Source organism: Phaeovulum vinaykumarii (assembly GCF_900156695.1).
Lineage (GTDB): Bacteria > Pseudomonadota > Alphaproteobacteria > Rhodobacterales > Rhodobacteraceae > Bieblia_A > Bieblia_A vinaykumarii.
Genome location: NZ_FTOM01000008.1, coordinates 112,882 through 133,936 on the forward strand (window position 1 = coordinate 112,882; position 21,055 = coordinate 133,936).

Here is a 21,055-nt window from a genome sequence, read left to right on the forward strand (position 1 = left end):
CGGGGGGCCTTCCCCCTGATCTGCCGTCGTCCCTTCTATTTTTCCCCGGAAAACTTGCTGTTCCCTTTAGCGCCAAGCATAAGGGTGGGGGGAAGCGCGTTCAATCGCCGCGCAGGAACAAGGGAGTGATGGCCTTGGATTTTGACCGTCTTGTGGCACAGATGCGCCGTCTTGCGCTGGAGGCGGGGGATGTGATCCTCGAGATCTATGAAAGCCCCGATTTCGAGGTGCGCTCGAAATCCGACGAAAGCCCCGTGACCGCCGCCGACGAGGCCGCCGATGCCCTGATCTCGGCCGGGCTGCGCGCGGCCTTCCCCGAGGTGGCGCTGGTCACCGAGGAACAGGCCGCCAGCCACGACCAGCAGGTGTCCACCTTCCTGATCGTCGATCCGCTGGACGGCACCAAGGAATTCATCAAGCGCCGCGGCGATTTCACCGTCAACATCGCCTATGTCGAAGACAGCGTGCCGGTGCGCGGCGTGGTCTATGCGCCCGCCAGGGAGCGGCTGTTCTACACGCTGGCCGATGGCCGCTCGGTCGAGGAAATCGGCCCCTTCGACAAGGACGCCCCCGGCGAGACGCGGCCGCTGTCGGTGTCGATCCCCGACAACCGCGCGCTGATGGTCGTGGCGTCGAAATCCCACCGCGATCAGGCCACCGACGATTACATCGGCCGTTACGCGGTCAAGGACATGACCTCGGCGGGATCGTCGCTGAAATTCTGCCTGGTCGCCACCGGCGAGGCCGATCTCTACCCCCGGTTGGGGCGCACGATGGAATGGGACACGGCGGCGGGGGACGCGGTGCTGCGCGGCGCCGGCGGGCGGATGATCCGTTTCGAGGACCACGCCCCCTTCGCCTATGGCAAGCCGGGCTTCGAGAACCCCTTCTTCATCGCCTGCGCGCCGGGCGTTCTTCTGGCCGAGCCCTGAATGTCGGTCCTGATCGTCATTCCCGCGCGCTATGCCTCGACCCGCTATCCGGGCAAACCGCTGGTGGAATTGCGTGGCGCCTCGGGGCAGGCGCGCACGCTGATCGAGCGCAGCTGGCGCGCGGCCTGCAAGGTGGCGGGCGTGGCGCGCGTCGTCGTGGCCACCGACGACGCCCGCATCCGCGACACCGCCACGGCCTTTGGCGCCGAGGTGGTGATGACCTCCTCCGAATGCCGCAACGGCACCGAACGCTGCGCCGAAGCCCATGCCGCGCTGGGGGGCGGCCATGACATCGTGGTCAACCTGCAAGGCGACGCGCCGCTGACCCCGCATTGGTTCATCGAGGCGCTGGTGGACGGGCTTGCCGCCGACCCCGCCGCCGAGATCGCCACCCCCGTGCTGCGCTGCGAGGGCGCCATGCTGGCCGCCCTGCGCGCCGACCGGGCCGCGGGCCGGGTGGGCGGGACGACGGCGGTCTTCGGCGCCACGGGGCATGCGCTCTATTTCTCGAAGGAGGTCGTGCCCTATACCGGCTGCGATTATCCCGACGCGGCCCCCACGCCGGTCTTTCACCATGTCGGGGTCTATGCCTATCGCCCGGCGGCGCTGGCGGCCTATCCCGGCTGGCCGGTGGGGCCGCTCGAAACCCTCGAGGGGCTCGAGCAGCTGCGCTTCCTGGAAAATGGCCGCGCCGTCGCCTGTGTCGAGGTCGAGGCCCGCGGCCGCCAGTTCTGGGAGCTGAACAACCCCTCGGACGTGCCCCGCATCGAGTCGATGATGGCCGAGATGGGGCTGGACTGACACAGCCCACCCCACCGCATGATCCTGCAAGGGCCGCCCCCGCCGGGGCGGCCCTTTTCATGCCGCCGCGCCCCGCGCAAGCCCCCAAAAGGCGAAACGCGCCCCCCGAAGGGAGGCGCGTTCCACGATCACGTCAAAAGATGCGCGACGGCGGTGCGTCAGGCCTTCTTCTTGCCCTTCACCGGCGCCCAGAGGGTCTTGTTGGTGAAGTAGAGCAGGACCGACAGCACGACCAGCATCAGCACGCCGATGTAACCGGCCTGCTTGCGGGCGTTCAGCTTGGGCTCGGCGGCCCACATCAGGAACGCGGAGACGTCCTTGGCCAGCGCATGCGCATCGGTAGGCGAGCCATCCTCGTATTCCACGATGTCATCGTAGATCTGCTGCGGCATGGCGATCCAGCCGTTCCCGCGGGTGAAGGCGTGGTTCTCGTAGTAGAGCGAGCCCGCTTCTTCCTTCATCTCGCCAGTGTAGCTGGTCAGGATCGTGTAGATGTATTCAGGTCCGCCAATCCCGTTGAAGAACTGGTTCAGACCCGTGCCCAGCGGCCCCGAGAAGCCGGCGCGCGCCTTGGCCATCACCGACAGGTCCGGGCCCATGCCGTCGCCGGTCACGGTGGGGAAGTTGTCGGAGATCTTGCGCGGACGCCAGTCGTCCAGCTCGGGGTCGAAGATCTCGAGGTTGGACGCATATTCGCGCACCTCTTCGGGCGACAGTTCGGGGCCGCCCGGCTCGCCCAGGGCGCGCAGGGGGACGAACTTCATGCCGTGGCAGGCCGAGCAGATCTCGGTGAAGATCTGAAGACCGCGACGCAGCTGCGCCTTGTCGTAGGTGCCATAGGGCCCTTCGAAGGAGAAGTTGACGTCATGGACGGCGCCACCTTCGCTGGCCAACAGCGGAGCCGAGCCGAGGGCAAGGGCCGAGATGGCGGCGTAAACGAGTTTCCTCATCTTTGGAACCTTTCCCTTACTCGGCCGGATTGCCGTAATGCTCGTTGAAGTCTTCCTCGATCGTCGCCGGCTCGGGCAGCGGCGTCTCGAAGATGCCGAGCGCGGGCAGGCCGATCAGGAAGTAGGCGAACCAGTAGGTCGAGCCAATGAGCGCAATCGTCGGATAGGGCTCTTCGGTCGGCATGGCGCCCACCCAGGTCAGGATCACGAAGTCGGCCACGAACAGCCAGAACCAGATCTTGAAGGCCGGACGATAGCGCCCCGAACGCACCGGCGAGGTGTCCAGCCAGGGCGCCAGGGCCATGACCAGGATCGCGCCGAACATGGCGATCACCCCGAAGAACTTGGCGTCAACGATGCCGAAGGTCACGAAGTTGGTGATCTGCACGATCCAGACATCCGAGGTAAAGGCGCGCAGGATCGCGTAGAACGGCAGGAAGTACCATTCCGGAACGATGTGCGTCGGCGTCTGAAGCGGGTCGGCCTGGACGTAGTTGTCCGGGTGGCCCAGGTAGTTCGGCATGAAGGCCACGATGGCGAAGAACACCGCCAGAACCACGGCCAGCGCGTAGAGATCCTTGATCACGAAATACGGCCAGAAGGGCAGCGTGTCCTTCTCGGCGTCGGCTTTCGAACCGCGGCGGACCTCAACACCCGTGGGGTTGTTGTTGCCGGTGGTGTGGAAGGCCCAGATGTGCACCGCGACCAGGCCCACCAGGATGAAGGGCAGCAGGTAATGCAGCGAGAAGAAGCGGTTCAGCGTGGCGTTGTCCACAGCCGGGCCGCCCAGCAGCCAGGTCTGGATCGGTTCGCCGATGCCGGGGATCGCGCCGAACAGGCCGGTGATCACCGTGGCGCCCCAGAACGACATCTGGCCCCAGGGAAGCACATAGCCCATGAAGGCGGTGCCCATCATCACCAGGTAGATCAGCATGCCGACGATCCAGGTGACTTCGCGGGGCGACTTGTAGCTGCCGTAGTAGAGACCGCGGAAGATGTGGATATAGACCGCCACGAAGAACAGCGACGCACCGTTGGCGTGCAGGTAGCGGATCATGTGGCCGCCGTTCACGTCGCGCATGATGTGCTCGACCGAGGCGAAGGCCAGGCTGACGTGGGGGGTGTAGTGCATCGCCAGAATGATGCCGGTCACGATCTGGAGAACCAGCGTGAAGGCCAGGACGATGCCCCAGATCCACCACCAGTTGAGGTTCTTCGGCGTGGGGATCATGATCGTGTCATAGGCCAGCGCCACGATCGGCAGACGCTTGTGCAGCCAGGTCTCGGCGCCCGTGCGGGGCTCGTAATGGTCGTGCGGAATACCAGACATTCCCTCTATCCCCTTCAGCCCACGAGAATCGTGGTGTCATCGACGAATTTCGCCACCGGAATATCCAGGTTGCGCGGAGCGGGACCCTTGCGGATGCGGCCTGCCGAGTCGTAGTGCGACCCGTGGCAGGGGCAGAACCAGCCGCCGAAATCGCCCGACATGTTGCCGATCGGAACACAGCCGAGGTGGGTGCAGACGCCGATCATCAGCAGCCATTCGCCGGCTTCGTCCAGCGTGCGGTTCTGGTCGGTGGCCTTGGCAGTGCTGGGAAGGTTCGCGTTCTCGGCGTTCTGGTCGACAAGATCCCCGAGATCGACGGCGCGGGCCATGTCGATCTCTTCCTGGCTGCGGCGGCGCACGAACACGGGCTTGCCGCGCCATTTCACGGTCAACTGGGTGCCGACCTCGACCGAGCTGACATCAATGAAGATGGCCGAAAGAGCCCGGACATCCGCCGACGGGTTCATCTGGTCGATCAGCGGCCAGACGGCGGCCCCGGTCACAACGGCCCCGGCCCCGGCGGTGGTGTAATACAGAAAATCCCTTCGGCTGGACGCGTGGTCTTCTGCTTGGGACATGCGTGTTCTCCCTTCCCTGGCCTGGGTCCAGACCATGTCATATTCAGGCCGTGGAATGCCATGGCCCTGCCCGGCGCGTTTTAGCAACCGTGCCCTTACACGTCCAGCGGACATTAACGCGCAGAACCTTGAAACACGGATCGTTCAGACTGGTTACGCCAACGCTCTTGCCAATTGTAGCGCGTTTTTATCGCGTGTCACTCGGGGCTGAACACGTAACCGGCGCCCCGCACCGTCTGGAGATAGCGCGGCTCGCGCGGGTCGGGTTCGATCTTGCGCCTGAGTCGCGTGATCTGCACGTCGATGGCGCGGGCCTGGGCGCCGCCCTCGTCGCCTCCCTCCTCGGACAGGCCCCTTTCGCGGCCCAGATCCTCGATCAACTCGGCGCGACTGACCACCTCGCCGGCGCGCGCGGCAAAGATCCGCATCAAGGCGGCCTCGGTCGCGGTCAGCCGCACCGGCCCCTGTTCCGAGCACAACTCGCCCCGCTGCGCATCATAGCGCAGCCCGCCAAAGGTCAGCGGCTGCCCCTCGCGCGGGGTCTCGGGCGGCACCCGGCGCAGGATCGCGTTGATGCGCGCCAGCAATTCGCGCGGATCGAAGGGCTTGGCCAGGTAATCGTCGGCCCCCGCCTCCAGCCCCTCGATGCGTTCATGGGTCTCGCCCCGCGCGGTCAGAAGCAGGATCGGCGTGGCCAGCCGCGCACGCAGATCGCGCGTCAGGCTGATCCCGTCCTCGCCCGGCATCATCACGTCGAGCACGATCAGCGAAAACTCGAGCCCCGCCACCAGCCGCCGCGCATGCGCCGCGTCCCGGCCAACCGTGACCAGGAAGTCGTTGCGCACCAGAAACTTGCGCAGCAATTCGCGGATACGTTCGTCATCATCCACGATCAGGATATGGGCCGGCGCCTGCATGTCTCTCCCGCTCAATCGTCCGTGAGCATGAGATACTGCCGTTTGAGTTCGGGGTCCATCATCGCTTCGAGAACCTGCCGGAAGCCCGCCACCGCCTGCGGCCCCGCCGCGCGATAGGCCGCGCGCATCCGCGCCCGCTGCGCCTCCGACAGCTTGCGTTCCAGCGCCGCGCCGGTCTCGGTCAGGTAGAGATGGCGTTCGCGCTTGTCCTTGCGCCCGACCCGGCTTTCCACCAGCCCGTCCTCGATCAACGTGCGCAGGACGCGGTTCAGGCTCTGCTTGGTCACACCCAGCACCGACAGGAGCCGGTTCACCGTCAGTCCTGGCTGGCGGTTGATGAAATGCAGCGCGCGGTGATGCGCACGCCCGTAATGCAGCCCGTCGAGAATCCGGTCGGGGTCGGCGGTGAAGCCGCGATAGGCGAAGAACATCGCCTCGATCCCCTTGCGCAATTGCTCGTCCGTCAGAAACAGCAGGCTTTCGCCGCCCGCCACAGCCGTTCCGCCTTCGGCCATGCCCTCTTCCTCTTGCCCATCTCGTCGCTTTTCCGCGACTTTATGTCAGCCTTATTGACTTTCCAAGAATCAATCGTTACCCAGCGGCAGAATTTGCGCAACTTTATGCCCGATACGGACCGACGCTACGCAATATTCGCAAATTCCGACGCAAGGAGTTCTCCCATGGACGGAGCATATGACGATAGAGACGGCAAGATCTGGATGGACGGCAAGCTGGTCGACTGGCGGGCGGCCAATGTCCACCTGCTGACCCACGCGCTGCATTACGCCTCCTCGGTGTTCGAGGGCGAGCGCTGCTATTCGGGCAAGATCTTCAAGTCGCGCGAGCATTCCGAACGGCTGCTGCGGTCGGGCGATCTGCTCGACATGCCGATCCCCTATACCGTCGACCAGATCGAGGCCGCCAAGGCCGAGGTGCTGGCCGCCAACAACCTCAAGGACGCCTATGTCCGCGCCGTGGCCTGGCGGGGTTCGGGGATGGACATGGGGGTTGCCGCGCGCCGCAACCCGGTGCGCATGGCCGTCGCGGTCTGGGAATGGGGCGCCTATTACGGCGACGCCAAGTTCAAGGGCGCCAAGCTGGACATCGCGCGCTGGAAACGCCCCAGCCCGGAAACCATCCCCACCGCCGCCAAGGCCGCCGGGCTCTACATGATCTGCACCATGTCGAAGCACGCCGCCGAGGAGAAGGGCTGCTCGGACGCGCTGTTCTTCGATTATCGCGGTTACGTGGCCGAGGCGACGGGCGCCAACATCTTCTTCGTCAAGGACGGCGAGGTGCACACCCCGCTTCCCGACGCGATCCTGAACGGCATCACCCGCCAGACCGTCATCGGCATGCTGCGCGATCAGGGGATCACGGTGCATGAACGCCATATCGAGGCGCGCGAGCTCGAGGACATGCAGCAATGCTGGCTGACCGGCACCGCGGCCGAGGTCACGCCCGTGGGCCAGATCGGCGATTACACCTTCGAGGTGGGCGAACTGACCAGGAAGATCGCCACCGATTACGAAAAGCTGGTGCGGAGCTGAGACACGCCGGCGGCGGGGCGGCCGCGTCACCCCCCGCCGCACGGCCGGGCCGGGCCCGGACATCAAAAGACCCACGCGCGGCCTGCGCGTGGGTCTTTCCGTTTTCAGCAGGCCCCGCGGTTCACAGGGCGCGCCCGCGCGGGGATCAGCCTTCTTCCCCGCGTTCGATACGGGCGAATTCCTCGACCCGCTTGCCTTCGCCGGTGACCCCGGTCGGGCGCTTGTTCAATTCCTTCACCGCCGGGTGGACCCCTTCGCGGCGTTCGATCTCGGCATAGGCCTTGGCGCGGTCACCTTCATGCGTGCGGTCGTGGTCGGTGATATGACGGCTCATCTGTCGGCCCTCCTCTTCGGTTGGACACTCAATATAGCACGAAACCCATCCGATTTCACCCCTGGGGTGTCATCGCCTTGCGCGCACGGGCGCGGGCCAGGCCCAGCTGGCGTTCGCGCCAGATGATGATCACCCCGGCCCCCACGATCAGCCCCGCGCCCGCGAGCATCACCGCCGAGGGCGTTTCGGCAAAGACCAGATAGCCGATCGCCAGCGCAAAGAGCATCGAGACATAATCGAAGGGCGCCACCACCCCGGCGTCGGCATGGCGATAGGCCGAGGTCAGGCAGATCTGGCCCACCCCGCCGAAAAGCCCCGCACAGATCAGAAGCGTGGCCTCGGCCGGGTCGGGCCAGACCCAGCCGAAGGGCGCCGTCAGCAACGCCAGCCCCGCCGAGGTGACCGAGAACCAGAAGACGATCGCCGAGGTGGTCTCGGAGCGCACCAGCTTGCGCACGAAGACCTGCGCCAGCGCCGCGCAGACCGCGCCCATCAGCGTGACCATGGCGCCCAGCGCCTCGGTCTCGTTGCCGTCGGTGGCGCCCAGCCGCGGCGACAGCACGATCAGCACCCCCGCCAGCCCCAGCGCCACCGCCGACATGCGGAAGAGACGGACCTCCTCGCCCAGGAACATCGCGGCAAAGATCACCGTCAGCAGCGGCGCGGCATAGCCGATGGCCGTCACCTCGGGCAGCGGCAACAGGCCCAGCCCGGCAAAGCCCAGCCCCATCGCCGCGGTGCCGACGAAGCCGCGCCAGAAATGGCCAAGCGGGTTGGACACTTTCAGCCCCGTGGCCAGCCCGCGCGAGGCCGCCAGCCAGATCAGGATCACCGGAATGGCAAAGGCCGAGCGGAAGAAGACCGCCTCGCCCGGCGGCACCCGCCCCGAAGCCGCCTTGATCAGCGCGGCCATGGCGGCAAAGGCGCTGACCGATACCAGCTTGAACAGGATGGCGCGGGACGGGGATTGGGGCGTGGACATGCCCCCTTCTATCAGGCCTCCGACGCGCCGGGAATTGCGCGATACGCAGGGCCGCCCAACCGCGCCAGCGCCCAGCGTGCGGCATCGGCCACGGCTCGGTCGTCGGCGTCCCGATGCGCCGCGGCCAGCGGTGCAAGCGCGGGCTGGCCGGAATTGCCGATCGCATAGAGCACGTTGCGCAGGAACCGCGCATGCCCGATGCGCTTGATCGGGCTGCCCGAGAAGGCCGCGCGAAAGGCGGCCTCGTCCAGCGTGACCAGATCGGCCAGTCGGGGCGCATCGGCAAGAAGGGCATCGGCGCGGGGCGCATAGCCCGGCTCGGTCATCGGCGCGGCAAACTTGTTCCAGGGACAGGCCGCAAGACATTCGTCGCAGCCATAGATGCGGTTGCCCAGCGCCGGGCGCAGATCCGGGTCGACCGGCCCGCGATGCTCGATCGTCAGATAGGAGATGCAGCGCCGCGCATCCATCCGCCCCGGCGCGACGAAAGCCGCGGTCGGGCAGGCATCCAGACAGGACCGACAACTGCCGCAATGATCGGTCTCGGGGGCGTCGGGCGGCAGCGCGAGCGAGGTGAAGATCGCGCCCAGAAAGAACCAGTTGCCGATCTCGCGGCTGACGACATTGGTATGCTTGCCCTGCCAGCCCAGCCCCGCCGCCTGCGCCAGCGGCTTTTCCATCACCGGCGCGGTATCGACAAAGACCTTGATCTCGCCGCCGGCCTCGGCGATCAGCCAGCGCCCCAGCCGCTTGAGCCGCTTCTTGACCAGGTCGTGATAATCCCGCCCGCGGGCATAGACCGACACCGCCCCCAGATCGGGACAGGCGGTCACCGCGCGGGGATCTTCGGCCGGGCTATAGCTTTCGGCCAGCATCAGGATCGACCGCGCCTCGGGCCACAGCGCCGCCGGATTGCCGCGCCAGTTCATGCGGTCTTCCATCCAGCGCATCTGGCCGTGATAGCCCGCCGCCACGAAGGCGCGCAGCGCCGCATCGGCGTGGGGGATTGCGTCGGGCGTGGTCAGCCGCGCGGCGGTAAAGCCCTCGGCCAGCGCCTGCGCCTTGAGCCGGGCGGCCAGATCAGAAGTCAAGGAGCGCATATTGCGGCGACGGCGGAAGGCCCGGCAGCTGGTCTGCCAGAAGCGACCGGAAGGCCGGGCGCGACTTGATCTTGGCATACCAGTCGCGGACATTGGCCGAGCGGTTCCAGTCCACATCCGAGATATAGTCGAGGCACGACAGATGCGCCGCCGCCGCGAAATCGGCCAGGGTCATCACGTCGCCGGCCAGCCAGCGCCGCTGATCCAGAAGCCAGCCCATGTAATCAAGGTGGAACTTCACCGCCGCCAGGCCCGATTTCACCGCACGGCTGTCGGGATAGCCTTCCTTGCGGATCTTCTTCCAGACGCGCTCGTTCATGATGGGGCGGGTCACTTCCGCGTTGAACTTGTCATCGAACCAGAAGCACAGGCGCCGCACCTCATAGCGGGCTTCCGGGTCGGCGGGGATCAGCGCCGGGTTGGGCAGCGTCTCGTCGAGATATTCGCAGATCGCCTGGCTTTCGGCCATCAGGCGGCTGTCCATGCGCAGGACCGGCACCTTGCCGGCGGGGTTGCGGCGCAGGAAATCGGGGCTGGGATCCCAATAGCGTTCCTCGACCAGTTCGACCTCGATCTTCTTTTCCGCCAGGGTCAGGCGGACCTTGCGGCAAAAGGGCGAGAGGGCGACGTGATACAGACGATTCATGACATTTCCCGTGAGATCGGGCGCGGGGGAACCCGGTCGGTCGGCCCGCGCCTCTTGCCCCGGTGATACGGGGACAGGGGGGCGGGATCAATCCCCGCGGGTCTCGTGGGCCTTAATCCGCCGGCGCAAAGCAGCGCGCGCGCCCGTCGGCGGCGATGGTCGCGGCCCCGTCGGCAATGGCGGCGGCGCGGCGGCGCATGAAGTCATTGGGCCGCGCGGCGTTGCGGGCCTTGGGCGCGGGCAGGACGCTGGCCAGAAGCGCCGCCTGCTCGGCCGTCAGCCGGTCGGGCGAGGTGCGGAAATAGCGAAACGCGGCAGCATTGATGCCGAAGACGCCTTCGTCGAATTCGGCGACGTTGAGATAGATCTCGAGGATGCGGCGCTTGGACCAGACCAGTTCGATCATCGGCGTCAGCACCGCCTCGAGCGCCTTGCGCCCCCAGGACCGCTCCTGCCAGAGAAAGACGTTCTTGGCCACCTGCTGGCTGAGCGTCGAGGCCCCGCGCCGGGCGCCGTCGTCGATGGCGGCGCGGATCGCGCGCATGTCAAAGCCCCAGTGCAGGCAGAAATTGGCGTCCTCGGCGGCCACGACCGAGCGCGCCATGACGGGGGCGATTTCCTCCATCGGGGTCCATTGGCGGTCGACCTTGCCCAGCCGGCGTGACTCGGACCAGATCGTGGGCGTCGTGGGCGGATTGATGAGCGAAAACAACACCACCAGCGCCAGAAGCGCCGCCACCCCCGCCAGCGCCAGCCGCCCGATCCAGACCGTGACCGTGCGCATCAGGCGGCGCACGCGACCGGGCGCCGGCGCGGACTGTGCGGTCTTGCGCTTGCCACGGGCGCGGCCTTTCGCCGAAGCGGCCGTTGAAGGGGGTTTGCGAGCCATGCCGTCATAAGTCATGGCCGGGCCGCGCGGGTCAAGGGGCGGGGCGCCGCATCGCGCGCGCCCTCCGCCCCGCCATGGGCGCAGTCAGGGCCGCCGATGCAAAGGGGGCGACTGGATCGCACCTGCCGCCCCCGTTTCTTCCGTCTTCGCCCTGCGCGGCGGGCCTTATTCGGCCGGCACCGCCGCAGTCGCGTCATCCTCGGTCAGCGGATAGGGCAGATGCGCCAGCATCTCCTTGGGGCAGACCTGCACGAAACGGGTGCGCTCGACGTCCCAGTTCTGCAAGATCCCCTGCGCCTTGAGGCTGCCGGTCTCGGTCGCGTGACGCTGGATCAGCGCGCGCAGCTGGCCGTCCCAATGCGGATGGCTGACCGGGCTGGTCACCAGGCTGTCCATGTTCATGTAGTCATGGGCCACCCCGTCGGGGTCGTAGAGATAGGCCATGCCCCCGGTCATCCCGGCGCCGAAGTTGGCGCCGATGCGGCCCAGGATCACGGCCACGCCGCCGGTCATGTATTCGCAGCCGTTCGAGCCGCAGCCCTCGACCACGACCTTGGCGCCCGAGTTGCGCACCGCGAAGCGTTCGCCCGCACGGCCCGCCGCGAACAGATAGCCATCCGTCGCCCCGTAAAGCACGGTGTTGCCGATGATCGTGTTGTCGGCGGCTACCAGCGGCGAGGACATCGGCGGACGCACCGTGACGATGCCGCCCGACAGACCCTTGCCGACATAATCGTTGGCGTCGCCCGACACTTCGATCTTGAGGCCCGGCGCGGCAAAGGCGCCCAGCGACTGCCCGCACGAGCCCGTCAGCTTCACCGTCAGATGGTCGGGCTGAAGCGCGTTCTTCATCCCGAAGTTCTTGACGATCAGGCTGGAGACGCGCGTGCCGATGGTGCGGTCGGTGTTGCGCACGGCATAGCTGAGCTGCATCTTCTCGCCATCCTCGAAGAAGCGCGCCCCGTCGCGGATGATCTCGGCATCGAGCGTGTCCGGCACATGGTTGCGCGGCCGCGAGCGGTCATAGACGATCTTGTCCGAGCCATCGACCGTGATGAGCAGCGGGTTGAGGTCCAGATCGTCCAGATGCGCCGCCCCCCGGCTGACCTGGGTCAGCAGGTCCGCACGGCCGATGATCTCGTCCATCGAGCGCGCGCCCAGCGACGCCAGCAATTCACGCACCTCCTGGGCGTAGAAGGTGATCAGGTTGACCACCTTGTCGGCCGTGCCGGTGAAGCGGGCGCGCAGATATTCGTCCTGCGTGCACACGCCCACCGGGCAGGTGTTCGACTGGCACTGGCGCACCATGATGCAGCCCATGGCGATCAGCGCCGCGGTGCCGATGCCGTATTCCTCGGCGCCCATCATCGCGGCCATGACGATATCGCGCCCGGTCCGCAGGCCGCCGTCGGTGCGCAGCGTCACCCGGTCGCGCAGCTTGTTCATCGCCAGAACCTGATGCGCCTCGGTCAGGCCCATCTCCCACGGCAGACCGGCATATTTGACCGAGGTCGCGGGGCTGGCGCCGGTGCCGCCGTTGTGCCCCGAGATCAGGATCACGTCGGCCTTGGCCTTGGCCACGCCGGCCGCGATCGTGCCGACGCCGCTCGAGGCCACCAGCTTCACCGTCACCTTGGCGCGCGGGTTGATCTGCTTGAGGTCATAGATCAGCTGCGCCAGATCCTCGATCGAATAGATGTCGTGGTGCGGCGGCGGCGAGATCAGCGTGACGCCCTTGGTCGAATGGCGCAGCCGCGCAATCAGGTCGGTGACCTTCATGCCCGGAAGCTGGCCGCCCTCGCCGGGCTTGGCGCCCTGGGCCACCTTGATCTCGAGTTCCTCGCAATGGTTGAGGTATTCGGCGGTCACGCCAAAGCGCCCCGAGGCCACCTGCTTGATCTTGGCCGACGGGTTGTCGCCGTTCGGTTCGGGCAGGAAATGCGCCGGATCCTCGCCGCCCTCGCCGCTGTCGGACTTGGCGCCGATGCGGTTCATGGCCACGTTCAGGATCTTGTGCGCCTCGGGCGACAGCGCGCCCAGGCTCATGCCCGGCGTCACGAAGCGCTTGCGGATCGAGGTGATCGATTCAACTTCCTCGATCGGGACGGGCTTGCCCAGGGGCTTCACGTCCAGAAGGTCGCGGATGTGGATCGGCGGGTTCGACCGCATGACCGCGGAATATTGCTTCCACAGGTCATACGAGCTTTTCGCGCAGGCATCCTGAAGCAGCTTCATGTTCGACGCCTGCCAGGCGTGGGTCTCGCCCGAGCGGCGCATCTTGTAGAAACCGCCCACCGGCAGCAGATCCTGACCCGACAGCCAGCCCTGGGCGTGAACCTGCTCCAGCTTGTGCTGGATGCCGTGCACCCCGATCCCCGAGATCCGCGACTGCATGCCGGGGAAATATTCGGCAACCATCGCGCGCGACAGGCCCACGGCCTCGAAGTTGAGCCCGCCGCGATAGGACGAGATCACCGAGATGCCCATCTTGGACATGATCTTCAGAAGGCCCGCGTCGATGGCGTCGCGGAAACGGCGCATCGCGTCTTCCAGCGTGCCCTCGATCAGGCCGCGCGCCATGCGGTCGGCGATCGTGTCCTGGGCCAGATAGGCGTTGACCGTGGTGGCCCCGGCGCCGATCAGCACCGCGAAGTAATGCGGGTCGATGCATTCGGCCGAACGCACGTTGAGCGAGGTGAAGGTCCGCAGCCCCTTGCGCGTCAGCCACGAATGCACCGCGCTGGTGGCCAGGATCATCGGCATCGGCACGCGGTCGGCGCTCTGGTATTCATCGGTCAGGATGATGTGGTTGGCCCCCGAACGCACGGCGTCCTCGGCCTCCTGACGGATGCGCGCCAGCCCGTCGCGCAGCGCCTCCTGCCCCGCGCCCACGGCGAAGGTGCAGTCGATGCGCGCGACCGACTCGCCGAATTGATGCACCATCACCTCGAATTCCGCGTTCGCCACGAAGGGGCTCTCGAGGATCAGGATCTCGGTCTGGCTGCCGTCCTCGTCGAGCACGTTCTTGAGGTTGCCGAACCGCGTCTTGAGGCTCATCACGCGGCTTTCGCGCAAGCTGTCGATCGGCGGGTTGGTGACCTGGCTGAAGTTCTGGCGGAAGAAATGCGACAGCGGGCGATATTTGCGCGACAGCACCGCGGGCGGCGTGTCGTCGCCCATCGAGGCCACGGCTTCCTTGCCGTCATCCACCATCGGCATCAGGATCTGTTCGATCTCTTCGGTGGTGTAGCCGGCCGCGATCTGGCGGCGGCGCAGATCCTCGCCCTCGAACATCGCCTTTTCGGGGACGTCGCGCAGGATCGCGTTGAGATCGGTGACCTTCTCCAGCCATTCGCCGAAGTTCTGGCTGCCGGCCAGCAGGTTCTTCATCTCGGCGTCGTGGTAGAGCTTGCCCTCGCCCATATCGACGGCGATCATCTGGCCCGGCCCCAGCGCGCCCTTCTCGACCACGGTCGCCTCGTCGGTGGGCACCATCCCCACTTCCGAGCCGGCGATGACCAGCCCGTCACCGGTCACGACATAGCGCATCGGGCGCAGGCCGTTGCGGTCCAGCCCGCCGCAGACCCAGCGGCCGTCGGTCATGGCCAGCGCCGCGGGGCCGTCCCAGGGTTCCATCACCGCGTTGCAATAAGCATACATGTCCGCCCAGGCCTTGGGCATGTCGGTCGAGGTCTTGGAATAGGCCTCGGGGACCAGCATGGTCTTGACCATCGGCGCCGAGCGGCCCGAGCGCACCATCACCTCGAACACCGCATCAAGCGCGGCCGAGTCCGAAGAGCCCTGCGCGATGATCGGCTTGATGTCCTCGGCCGCGTCCCCGAAGGCCGTCGAGGCCATGCGGATCTCGTGGCTCTTCATCCAGTTGAGGTTGCCCTTGAGGGTGTTGATCTCGCCGTTGTGGGCCAGCATGCGGAAGGGCTGGGCCAGCCACCATTGCGGGAAGGTGTTGGTCGAATAGCGCTGGTGATAGATGGCAAAGGCGCTCTCGAAGCGGTCATCCTTGAGGTCGGGATAGAATTCCGCGACCTGCTCGGCCAGCATCATGCCCTTGTAGATGATCGACCGGCACGACAGCGAACAGATGTAGAGCTGCGGGATCTGCGCGGCGGCGGCGGCCTTCTCGATCCGACGGCGGATGATGTAGAGCTCGCGCTCGAATTGTTCCTCGTCGATGTCCTTCTCGCAGCGGATCAGGATCTGCTCGATCTCGGGACGGGTGGCATTGGCCTTCTCGCCCAGCACTTCGGTGTTCACCGGAACGTGGCGCCAGCCGTAGATGTAATGGCCCATGCGCAGCACTTCGGTTTCCACGATCGTGCGGCAACGCTCCTGCGCGCCGAAATCGACGCGCGGCAGGAACACCTGGCCCACGGCGACCAGCTTGCTCATGTCGGGCTCGTGGCCGGTGCGGCGGATCTGGTCATAGAAGAAGGGAACGGGGATCTGGACATGGATGCCCGCGCCGTCGCCGGTCTTGCCATCGGCATCCACCGCGCCGCGGTGCCACACCGCCTTGAGCGCGTCGATCCCGTTTTCCACCACCTTGCGCGAGGGCTGGCCGTCGATCGCCACGACAAGGCCCACCCCGCAGGAGGCGTGCTCGTCCTCGGCACGGTAAAGCCCGTTCTCGGCCATCCATTTGCGCTTGGTCTCTTCGGCGGCAACCCAAGCGGCGTCGTATCTGGTCATGTCTTTGCCTCCTCAGAGAGTGGGTCGGGGAAATTTCGCAGGCACGCCGGTCATCTGCGTGGTGCAATCATATTCGGGTTCGGCGGCGCCGAAGCCCTCTTCGCCCGGCAGGGCGAAGGTGACGGGCGCCTCGAGCGTATCGACCTGATCGCCGAAGGCGTTCTCGTAATGCTCGCGGTCGCCAAAGAAGATCCGCCAGTCGCGGCTGATGAACTGGCTGCCGGTGCGGCGCGAGATGAAGCTTCCGTCGGCGGCCAGGGTCTCGATCTCGAATTCGGCGCGTTCCAGCGTGATGCCGTCGATCACGACACGTTCGCCGGTCAGCCGGTCGACGCCGCGATAGCGCCGGCGTTCGCCCGCATTCGACAGCGTCTCGAAATCGTAGGTGTCCACCCCCGTCGCCAGCAGCGTCGAGAACGAGGCATGATCGGCCGCATCGGGCAGAAGCCGGTCGATCTCGCCGGTCTCGTGGTCGGTGCTCTCGATCCAGCGGGTCTCGCGGTCGATATGCGAGGTGAAGAACACCCCCTCGCCGTCGGCATAGCTGGTGCGCCGGTCGCCCGGCGCATCGGACACGCAGGAATAGGTGTTCGACACCACGCAGCCGTGAAGCTGGGCGGTGAAGGCAAGCGTGCAGCCCGCGGGCGGAACGAAATCCGCCGCAGCGGCGGGGCTTGCCAGAAGAAGGGCAAGCGCGAGCGGTCTCATTCGGCCGCGACCTCGGCGCGCCGGGCCAGCAGCTCGAGGATCGACTGTGCCGCCTCGCGCCCGTCGCGGATGGCCCAGACCACCAGCGAGGCGCCGCGCACGATGTCGCCCACGGCAAAGACGCCCGGCATCGAGGTGGCGTGACGCGCATCGGCGCGCAGCGTGCCCCAGCGCGTGACCTCGAGCCCGTCGGTGTTCCACAGCTTGGGCAGATCCTCGGGCTCGAAGCCCAGCGCCTGCACGACCAGCTCGGCGGGCTCGTCATAGAGCGCGCCCTCGACCGGCTCGGGCGAGCGGCGGCCCGACTTGTCCGGCGCGCCCAGCCGCATGCGCTGCACGCGCACCGATTTCACCGGGGTGCCGTCAAAGCCCACCGGCGCGGCCAGCCAGACGAATTCGACGCCCTCTTCCTCGGCGTTCTGCACCTCGCGCTGCGAGCCGGGCATGTTCTCGCGGTCGCGGCGGTAGAGACATTTGACCGAGGCCGCGCCCTGGCGGATGGCGGTGCGCACGCAGTCCATCGCCGTGTCGCCGCCGCCGATCACCACGACATTCTTGCCGCGCGCGTCAAGGGTGCCGTCCTCGACCTCGGGGACGGTGTCGCCGAAGCTGAGCTTGTTCGAGGCGGTCAGGTAGTCCAGCGCCCGCACGATGCCCTTGGCGTCGGCGCCGGGCTCGCGCAGCTCGCGCACCTTGTAGACGCCCGTGGCGATCAGCACCGCATCATGTTTCTGGCGGATCGCGTCGAAGGTGATGTCCACGCCGACATTGCAGTTCAGCACGAATTCGACGCCGGCCTGGGCCAGCTGGTCGACGCGCTTCATCACCACGTCCTTTTCCAGCTTGAAGCCGGGGATGCCATAGGTCAGCAGCCCGCCCGCGCGGTCCGAACGTTCGTAGACCGTCACCTTGACCCCGGCGCGGCGCAGCGCGTCGGCCGCGGCCATCCCGCCCGGACCCGAGCCGATGATGCCCACGCTTTCGGCGCGTTCGACCGCCGGGCGGATCGGCTTGACCCAACCCATGTCCCAGGCGGTGTCGGTCACGTATTTCTCGATGGCGCCGATCGTCACCGTGCCGTGGCCCGATTGCTCGATCACGCAATTGCCTTCGCACAGACGGTCCTGCGGGCAGATGCGGCCGCAGATCTCGGGAAAGGTGTTGGTGGCCTGGCTGGTCTCGTAGGCTTCCTGAAGGCGGCCCTCGGCGGTCAGGCGCAGCCAGTCAGGGATGTTGTTGCCCAGCGGGCAATGCGCCTGGCAATAGGGCACGCCGCATTGGCTGCACCGGCTGGCCTGTTCGTTGGCCTTCTGGGCCGCGAATTCGGCGTAGATCTCGTTGAAGTCGGTGGCGCGCTCTTTCGCCTCGCGCTTCTCGGGCATTTCCTTGCCGAGTTTCACGAACTTGAGCATGCGTTGCTGGGCCATGGCTGCGCCTCCCGTTTCGGGTTCAATAGGTGCGCCTTGTTACCCTTCGTTGATTGCAAATAAAAGTCAGCAAGATTGACATAAATGGCGTAATTCGACAGGGCGCATGCGATTTCGCACCCAAAATCGGATTTTTTAGGGAAGACCTGCTGACCTATCTATCAATATCCGGCCAACAGAGCGGCCAGAGCCACCCCGCCGACGATGATTCGCCACCAGCCGAAAAGCGCGTAGCCATGCCGGCTGACATAGGCCAGAAGGCCCTTGACCACGATCACGGCCGCGAAGAACGCCAGAACGAAGCCCACCGCAATGTCGCCCAGCGCCGCAGCGTCCAGCACGTCGCGGTTCTTGTAGAGATCATAGGCAAAGGCGCCCGCCATCGTCGGCATGGACAGGAAGAACGAGAATTCCGCCGCCGCCCGCTTCGACGCCCCCATCGCCAGCGCGCCGACGATCGTCGCCCCCGAGCGCGAGACGCCGGGGATCATGGCCAGACATTGGATGAAGCCGATCACCAGCGCCATCGGCAGCGGAAAGCGCATCGCGTCCTGATGGCGGGGTTTCAGCGGCAGCCGGTCCACCCAGATCAGAACCACCCCGCCCAGGATCAGCATCACCGCGATCAGGATCGGGGTCTCGAACAGCACCTGCTTGATGATGTCATGGGCCAGAACCCCGATCACCACCGCCGGCGCAAAGGCGATCAGCACCGAGGCGATGAACTTGCGCGCCGCCGGATCATGGGGTGCCGCGGCAAAGACCTGCACCAGCCGCGTGGCATAGACCCCCAGGATCGCCAGGATCGCGCCCAGCTGGATCACCACCTCGAAGGCCTTGCCGGGGCTGTCGAACCCCATGAAATGACCGGCCAGAAGGATATGGCCGGTCGACGAGACGGGGATGAATTCCGTCAGCCCCTCCAGCACGCCCAGAATCGCGGCTACAAGCGTGCTGTCGGTCATCATGTCAGTGTTTCTCGCGCATCAGTTTCGCCGAAGCCTTGATCTCTTCATATTGCCCGTCGGGGCGGAAACGCCAGAGGTACTCGGGCAGGATGGCGTCCATCGGCGTGGGCTCGACCCCCAGATCGCCCAATCCGCGGGCATCGGCGGCCACGATATTGTCACGTCCCAGATTGGACAGCTGATCCAGCGTCAGGATGCGGTTGACGACGAAGCCGCCGGTCAGCCCCGACAGGATGTCGAGCGTGGCCGCCATCGGCCAGCCCAGCGGCGCCGGGATCGACAGCACCAGCCGGTCACGCTTGATGATGCGCAGCATGCGTTCGATCAGGCGGGCAAAGGTCTCGACCTCGGGGCCGCCCAGCTCATGGACGCCCGAATGCCCGTGCAGCAGGCAGGCCTTCGCCGCCGCGGCCACGTCGCCCACATAGACCGGCTGGAAGCGCGTGCCCCCGCCCACCAGCGGGATCACCGGCATCAGCCGCGCCATGGCGGCGAAGCGGTTGAAGAACTGGTCCTCGGGGCCGAAGATCACCGACGGCCGCAGGATCGCGGCGCTGGGGAAATGTTCCAGAACGGCAGCCTCGCCGCGGGCCTTGGTGCGCGAATATTCGCTGGGCGCCCCCTCGACCGAACCGATCGAGGACAGATGCACCAGCTGCGCCACCCCCAGTTCGGCGGCCAGCCGCGCGATGGTGGCCGCGCCTTCGGCCTGCACCTCGCGGAAGCGGTTGCGCCCTTCGGGGACCAGGATGCCGACGCAATTGACCACCGCATCCGCGCCTTCCATCGCGGCGCGCACGCTGGCGGCATCGCGGATGTTGCACAGGATGGGCTCGACCTGCCCCGGCGCGCCATAGACGCGGGTGAACAGCGCCTCGTTGGGGCGGCGCACGGCGACGCGCACGCGCCAGCCCTCATGCGCCATCGCCTGCGCGACATAGCGCCCCACGAAGCCCGAGCCCCCGTAGATCGTGACCAGTTTCGACATCGCCTCTCCCCCGGCTCGTGTCTCCCTTTGACTGGCCGAGACTTAGCGCTGCACCCTGGGGCCGACAAGAAAAAAGCCCCCCGGAAAGGGCCCCGGACCCGCCCGCGACAGCCCCGCGACACCGCGATGACAAAAATCTTTTCAGACCCCGTTGACACCCCCCGCGGGTCGGGATACTCAGCGCCTCACGACACCGGCCCAGGTGGCGGAATTGGTAGACGCGCACGGTTCAGGTCCGTGTGCCGCAAGGCGTGGAGGTTCGAGTCCTCTCCTGGGCACCAATAAAAAGCCGTCCAAGCTCAATAGCTTGGGCGGCTTTTTCGTATCCCGCCGCGGCCACGTCAGGCGCCGCCCGCCCCACCGCCCGCCGCCCCGGCGCAGCCATTGCGGGGCCCCGATCCGGGGCGGCCGCGCGGGCCCGCCAACACCCACCCGAGAGAGAGGAGCCACGATGAACCTGCCGGTCTTTCTTGCCGGGCTGAGCATGGGGCTGAGCCTGATCGTGGCCATCGGCGCGCAGAACGCCTTTGTGCTGCGCCACGGGCTGCGCGGGCATCATGTGCTGGCCGTCTGCCTGGCCTGCGCGCTGTCCGATGCGGTGCTGATTCTCGCCGGGGTGGCGGGGTTCGCGCGGCTTCTGGACCTGTTCCCCTGGATCGACCCGGTGATGCGCTATGGCGGCGCGGCCTTCCTGATCTGGTATGGGGCGCGCAGCCTGATGGCGGCCCTGCGCGAGACCGGCGCGCTGGCGGCCGAAGGAGGCGCGGCAGGCACGCTGCGCGCCACCGTGACGGCGTGCCTGGCGATCACCTGGCTGAACCCGCATGTCTATCTGGACACGCTGGTCCTTCTGGGCACGATCTCGACCCAGTTCCCCGGTGCCGAAGGCTGGTTCGGCGCCGGCGCGGTCAGCGCCTCGTTCGGCTTCTTCTTCGCGCTCGGATATGGCGCGCGCCTGCTGCGCCCGGTCTTCGCCCAGCCCGCCGCCTGGCGCCTGCTGGAAGGCGGGATCGCCGTGATCATGTGGGCGATCGCGGCGCGGCTGATCCTGGGCGGCTGATGCGTGCGGGGGGCCGAAAATGGAAACCGGGGCGCGTCCTGCGACGGCCCCGGTTACCGGAAGAATGGTGGGTGATAAGAGATTCGAACTCCTGACATCTTCGATGTGAACGAAGCGCTCTACCACTGAGCTAATCACCCGTTGGCGCGGCTTTTAGCGTTGCGCTTCGGCCTGCGCAAGCCCCC

General features: G+C 66.7%; 19 protein-coding genes and 2 tRNA genes. 5 read left to right on the forward strand and 16 right to left on the reverse strand.

Going from position 1 to position 21,055, the window contains the following annotated elements:
* Nucleotides 1-128: 128 nt before the first annotated feature.
* Together cysQ and BW949_RS14055 are read left to right on the forward strand one after the other, a co-directional pair.
* On the forward strand, nt 129-932 hold the full coding sequence (cysQ, locus tag BW949_RS14050) for a 3'(2'),5'-bisphosphate nucleotidase CysQ (RefSeq protein ID WP_407947269.1): 804 nt from the start codon (nt 129-131) through the stop codon (nt 930-932).
* Nucleotides 933-1,733, forward strand: coding sequence for a 3-deoxy-manno-octulosonate cytidylyltransferase (locus tag BW949_RS14055; RefSeq protein ID WP_076367186.1), 801 nt, complete (start codon nt 933-935; stop codon nt 1,731-1,733). It abuts the gene before it with no gap.
* A gap of 158 nt (nt 1,734-1,891) precedes the next feature.
* Here the strand turns inward: BW949_RS14055 and BW949_RS14060 are convergent, their stop codons facing one another.
* The 5 genes from BW949_RS14060 to BW949_RS14080 all read right to left on the reverse strand — a co-directional run bounded on the left by BW949_RS14060 (nt 1,892) and on the right by BW949_RS14080 (nt 6,023).
* Entirely contained in the window at nt 1,892-2,683 is a 792-nt protein-coding gene (locus BW949_RS14060; RefSeq protein ID WP_076367188.1) for a cytochrome c1, read from the reverse strand.
* A gap of 16 nt (nt 2,684-2,699) precedes the next feature.
* Complete coding sequence (gene petB / locus BW949_RS14065) at nt 2,700-4,013, reverse strand: cytochrome b (RefSeq protein ID WP_076367190.1); 1,314 nt, start codon at nt 4,011-4,013, stop codon at nt 2,700-2,702.
* A 14-nt stretch (nt 4,014-4,027) separates the two neighbouring features.
* Nucleotides 4,028-4,591, reverse strand: coding sequence for a ubiquinol-cytochrome c reductase iron-sulfur subunit (gene petA / locus BW949_RS14070; RefSeq protein WP_076367192.1), 564 nt, complete (start codon nt 4,589-4,591; stop codon nt 4,028-4,030).
* 197 nt (nt 4,592-4,788) lie between these two features.
* Nucleotides 4,789-5,508 carry a response regulator gene (locus tag BW949_RS14075; RefSeq protein ID WP_076367194.1) on the reverse strand — a complete coding sequence of 240 codons (720 nt, stop codon included), beginning with the start codon at nt 5,506-5,508 and terminating at the stop codon, nt 4,789-4,791.
* Between the two features lie 11 nt (nt 5,509-5,519).
* Nucleotides 5,520-6,023, reverse strand: coding sequence for a MarR family winged helix-turn-helix transcriptional regulator (locus tag BW949_RS14080; RefSeq protein WP_076367196.1), 504 nt, complete (start codon nt 6,021-6,023; stop codon nt 5,520-5,522).
* Nucleotides 6,024-6,188: 165 nt separating this feature from the next.
* Here BW949_RS14080 and BW949_RS14085 point away from each other — a divergent pair, with 165 nt between their 5' ends.
* Nucleotides 6,189-7,058: a branched-chain amino acid aminotransferase gene (locus BW949_RS14085; RefSeq protein ID WP_076367198.1), complete on the forward strand. Its 870-nt coding sequence runs from the start codon at nt 6,189-6,191 to the stop codon at nt 7,056-7,058.
* 145 nt (nt 7,059-7,203) lie between these two features.
* On the opposite strand, the gene BW949_RS14090 is transcribed toward BW949_RS14085, so the two are convergent.
* The 10 genes from BW949_RS14090 to BW949_RS14135 form a co-directional block, all read right to left on the reverse strand.
* On the reverse strand, nt 7,204-7,392 hold the full coding sequence (locus tag BW949_RS14090) for a hypothetical protein (RefSeq protein WP_076367200.1): 189 nt from the start codon (nt 7,390-7,392) through the stop codon (nt 7,204-7,206).
* Nucleotides 7,393-7,447: 55 nt separating this feature from the next.
* Nucleotides 7,448-8,374, reverse strand: a complete 927-nt coding sequence (locus BW949_RS14095) for a DMT family transporter (protein WP_076367202.1) — start codon at nt 8,372-8,374, stop codon at nt 7,448-7,450.
* Nucleotides 8,375-8,385: 11 nt separating this feature from the next.
* Nucleotides 8,386-9,465, reverse strand: a complete 1,080-nt coding sequence (gene queG, locus BW949_RS14100; protein ID WP_407947268.1) for a tRNA epoxyqueuosine(34) reductase QueG — start codon at nt 9,463-9,465, stop codon at nt 8,386-8,388.
* Entirely contained in the window at nt 9,455-10,120 is a 666-nt protein-coding gene (gene fzlA / locus BW949_RS14105; RefSeq protein ID WP_076367206.1) for an FtsZ-binding protein FzlA, read from the reverse strand. The genes queG and fzlA overlap by 11 nt, the downstream gene beginning before the upstream one ends.
* A gap of 112 nt (nt 10,121-10,232) precedes the next feature.
* A complete protein-coding gene (gene mtgA / locus BW949_RS14110) occupies nt 10,233-10,904 on the reverse strand; it encodes a monofunctional biosynthetic peptidoglycan transglycosylase (RefSeq protein WP_235816315.1) in 672 nt (223 codons plus the stop codon).
* A gap of 270 nt (nt 10,905-11,174) precedes the next feature.
* Nucleotides 11,175-15,719 carry a glutamate synthase large subunit gene (gltB, locus tag BW949_RS14115; RefSeq protein ID WP_076367210.1) on the reverse strand — a complete coding sequence of 1,515 codons (4,545 nt, stop codon included), beginning with the start codon at nt 15,717-15,719 and terminating at the stop codon, nt 11,175-11,177.
* A 12-nt stretch (nt 15,720-15,731) separates the two neighbouring features.
* Complete coding sequence (locus BW949_RS14120; protein ID WP_076367212.1) at nt 15,732-16,427, reverse strand: hypothetical protein; 696 nt, start codon at nt 16,425-16,427, stop codon at nt 15,732-15,734.
* Nucleotides 16,424-17,854: an NAD(P)-dependent oxidoreductase gene (locus tag BW949_RS14125; protein WP_076367214.1), complete on the reverse strand. Its 1,431-nt coding sequence runs from the start codon at nt 17,852-17,854 to the stop codon at nt 16,424-16,426. Before BW949_RS14125 ends, BW949_RS14120 begins: the two co-directional genes overlap by 4 nt.
* A gap of 161 nt (nt 17,855-18,015) precedes the next feature.
* Nucleotides 18,016-18,822, reverse strand: a complete 807-nt coding sequence (locus BW949_RS14130) for an undecaprenyl-diphosphate phosphatase (RefSeq protein WP_097177060.1) — start codon at nt 18,820-18,822, stop codon at nt 18,016-18,018.
* 1 nt (nt 18,823) lies between these two features.
* Nucleotides 18,824-19,810 carry a complex I NDUFA9 subunit family protein gene (locus tag BW949_RS14135; protein WP_076367216.1) on the reverse strand — a complete coding sequence of 329 codons (987 nt, stop codon included), beginning with the start codon at nt 19,808-19,810 and terminating at the stop codon, nt 18,824-18,826.
* A 196-nt stretch (nt 19,811-20,006) separates the two neighbouring features.
* Here BW949_RS14135 and BW949_RS14140 point away from each other — a divergent pair.
* Both BW949_RS14140 and BW949_RS14145 read left to right on the forward strand, forming a co-directional pair.
* Nucleotides 20,007-20,091 (forward strand) — tRNA-Leu (locus BW949_RS14140).
* Nucleotides 20,092-20,261: 170 nt separating this feature from the next.
* Entirely contained in the window at nt 20,262-20,870 is a 609-nt protein-coding gene (locus BW949_RS14145) for a LysE/ArgO family amino acid transporter (protein WP_076367218.1), read from the forward strand.
* 65 nt (nt 20,871-20,935) lie between these two features.
* Here the strand turns inward: BW949_RS14145 and BW949_RS14150 are convergent.
* Nucleotides 20,936-21,010 (reverse strand) — tRNA-Val (locus tag BW949_RS14150).
* Nucleotides 21,011-21,055 lie beyond the last annotated feature (45 nt).

What these genes read in the sequence shown, in the direction of transcription:
- petA (WP_076367192.1), bottom strand. Translation starts at nt 4,591, where the DNA reads ATGTCCCAAGCAGAAGACCACGCGTCCAGCCGAAGGGATTTTCTGTAT.
- fzlA (WP_076367206.1), bottom strand. Translation starts at nt 10,120, where the DNA reads ATGAATCGTCTGTATCACGTCGCCCTCTCGCCCTTTTGCCGCAAGGTC.
- BW949_RS14145 (WP_076367218.1), top strand. Translation starts at nt 20,262, where the DNA reads ATGAACCTGCCGGTCTTTCTTGCCGGGCTGAGCATGGGGCTGAGCCTG.
- BW949_RS14060 (WP_076367188.1), bottom strand. Translation starts at nt 2,683, where the DNA reads ATGAGGAAACTCGTTTACGCCGCCATCTCGGCCCTTGCCCTCGGCTCG.
- BW949_RS14085 (WP_076367198.1), top strand. Translation starts at nt 6,189, where the DNA reads ATGGACGGAGCATATGACGATAGAGACGGCAAGATCTGGATGGACGGC.
- petB (WP_076367190.1), bottom strand. Translation starts at nt 4,013, where the DNA reads ATGTCTGGTATTCCGCACGACCATTACGAGCCCCGCACGGGCGCCGAG.
- BW949_RS14120 (WP_076367212.1), bottom strand. Translation starts at nt 16,427, where the DNA reads ATGAGACCGCTCGCGCTTGCCCTTCTTCTGGCAAGCCCCGCCGCTGCG.
- BW949_RS14080 (WP_076367196.1), bottom strand. Translation starts at nt 6,023, where the DNA reads ATGGCCGAAGGCGGAACGGCTGTGGCGGGCGGCGAAAGCCTGCTGTTT.
- gltB (WP_076367210.1), bottom strand. Translation starts at nt 15,719, where the DNA reads ATGACCAGATACGACGCCGCTTGGGTTGCCGCCGAAGAGACCAAGCGC.
- mtgA (WP_235816315.1), bottom strand. Translation starts at nt 10,904, where the DNA reads ATGCGCACGGTCACGGTCTGGATCGGGCGGCTGGCGCTGGCGGGGGTG.
- BW949_RS14090 (WP_076367200.1), bottom strand. Translation starts at nt 7,392, where the DNA reads ATGAGCCGTCATATCACCGACCACGACCGCACGCATGAAGGTGACCGC.
- BW949_RS14055 (WP_076367186.1), top strand. Translation starts at nt 933, where the DNA reads ATGTCGGTCCTGATCGTCATTCCCGCGCGCTATGCCTCGACCCGCTAT.
- BW949_RS14135 (WP_076367216.1), bottom strand. Translation starts at nt 19,810, where the DNA reads ATGTCGAAACTGGTCACGATCTACGGGGGCTCGGGCTTCGTGGGGCGC.
- BW949_RS14125 (WP_076367214.1), bottom strand. Translation starts at nt 17,854, where the DNA reads ATGGCCCAGCAACGCATGCTCAAGTTCGTGAAACTCGGCAAGGAAATG.
- BW949_RS14130 (WP_097177060.1), bottom strand. Translation starts at nt 18,822, where the DNA reads ATGATGACCGACAGCACGCTTGTAGCCGCGATTCTGGGCGTGCTGGAG.
- cysQ (WP_407947269.1), top strand. Translation starts at nt 129, where the DNA reads ATGGCCTTGGATTTTGACCGTCTTGTGGCACAGATGCGCCGTCTTGCG.
- BW949_RS14095 (WP_076367202.1), bottom strand. Translation starts at nt 8,374, where the DNA reads ATGTCCACGCCCCAATCCCCGTCCCGCGCCATCCTGTTCAAGCTGGTA.
- BW949_RS14075 (WP_076367194.1), bottom strand. Translation starts at nt 5,508, where the DNA reads ATGCAGGCGCCGGCCCATATCCTGATCGTGGATGATGACGAACGTATC.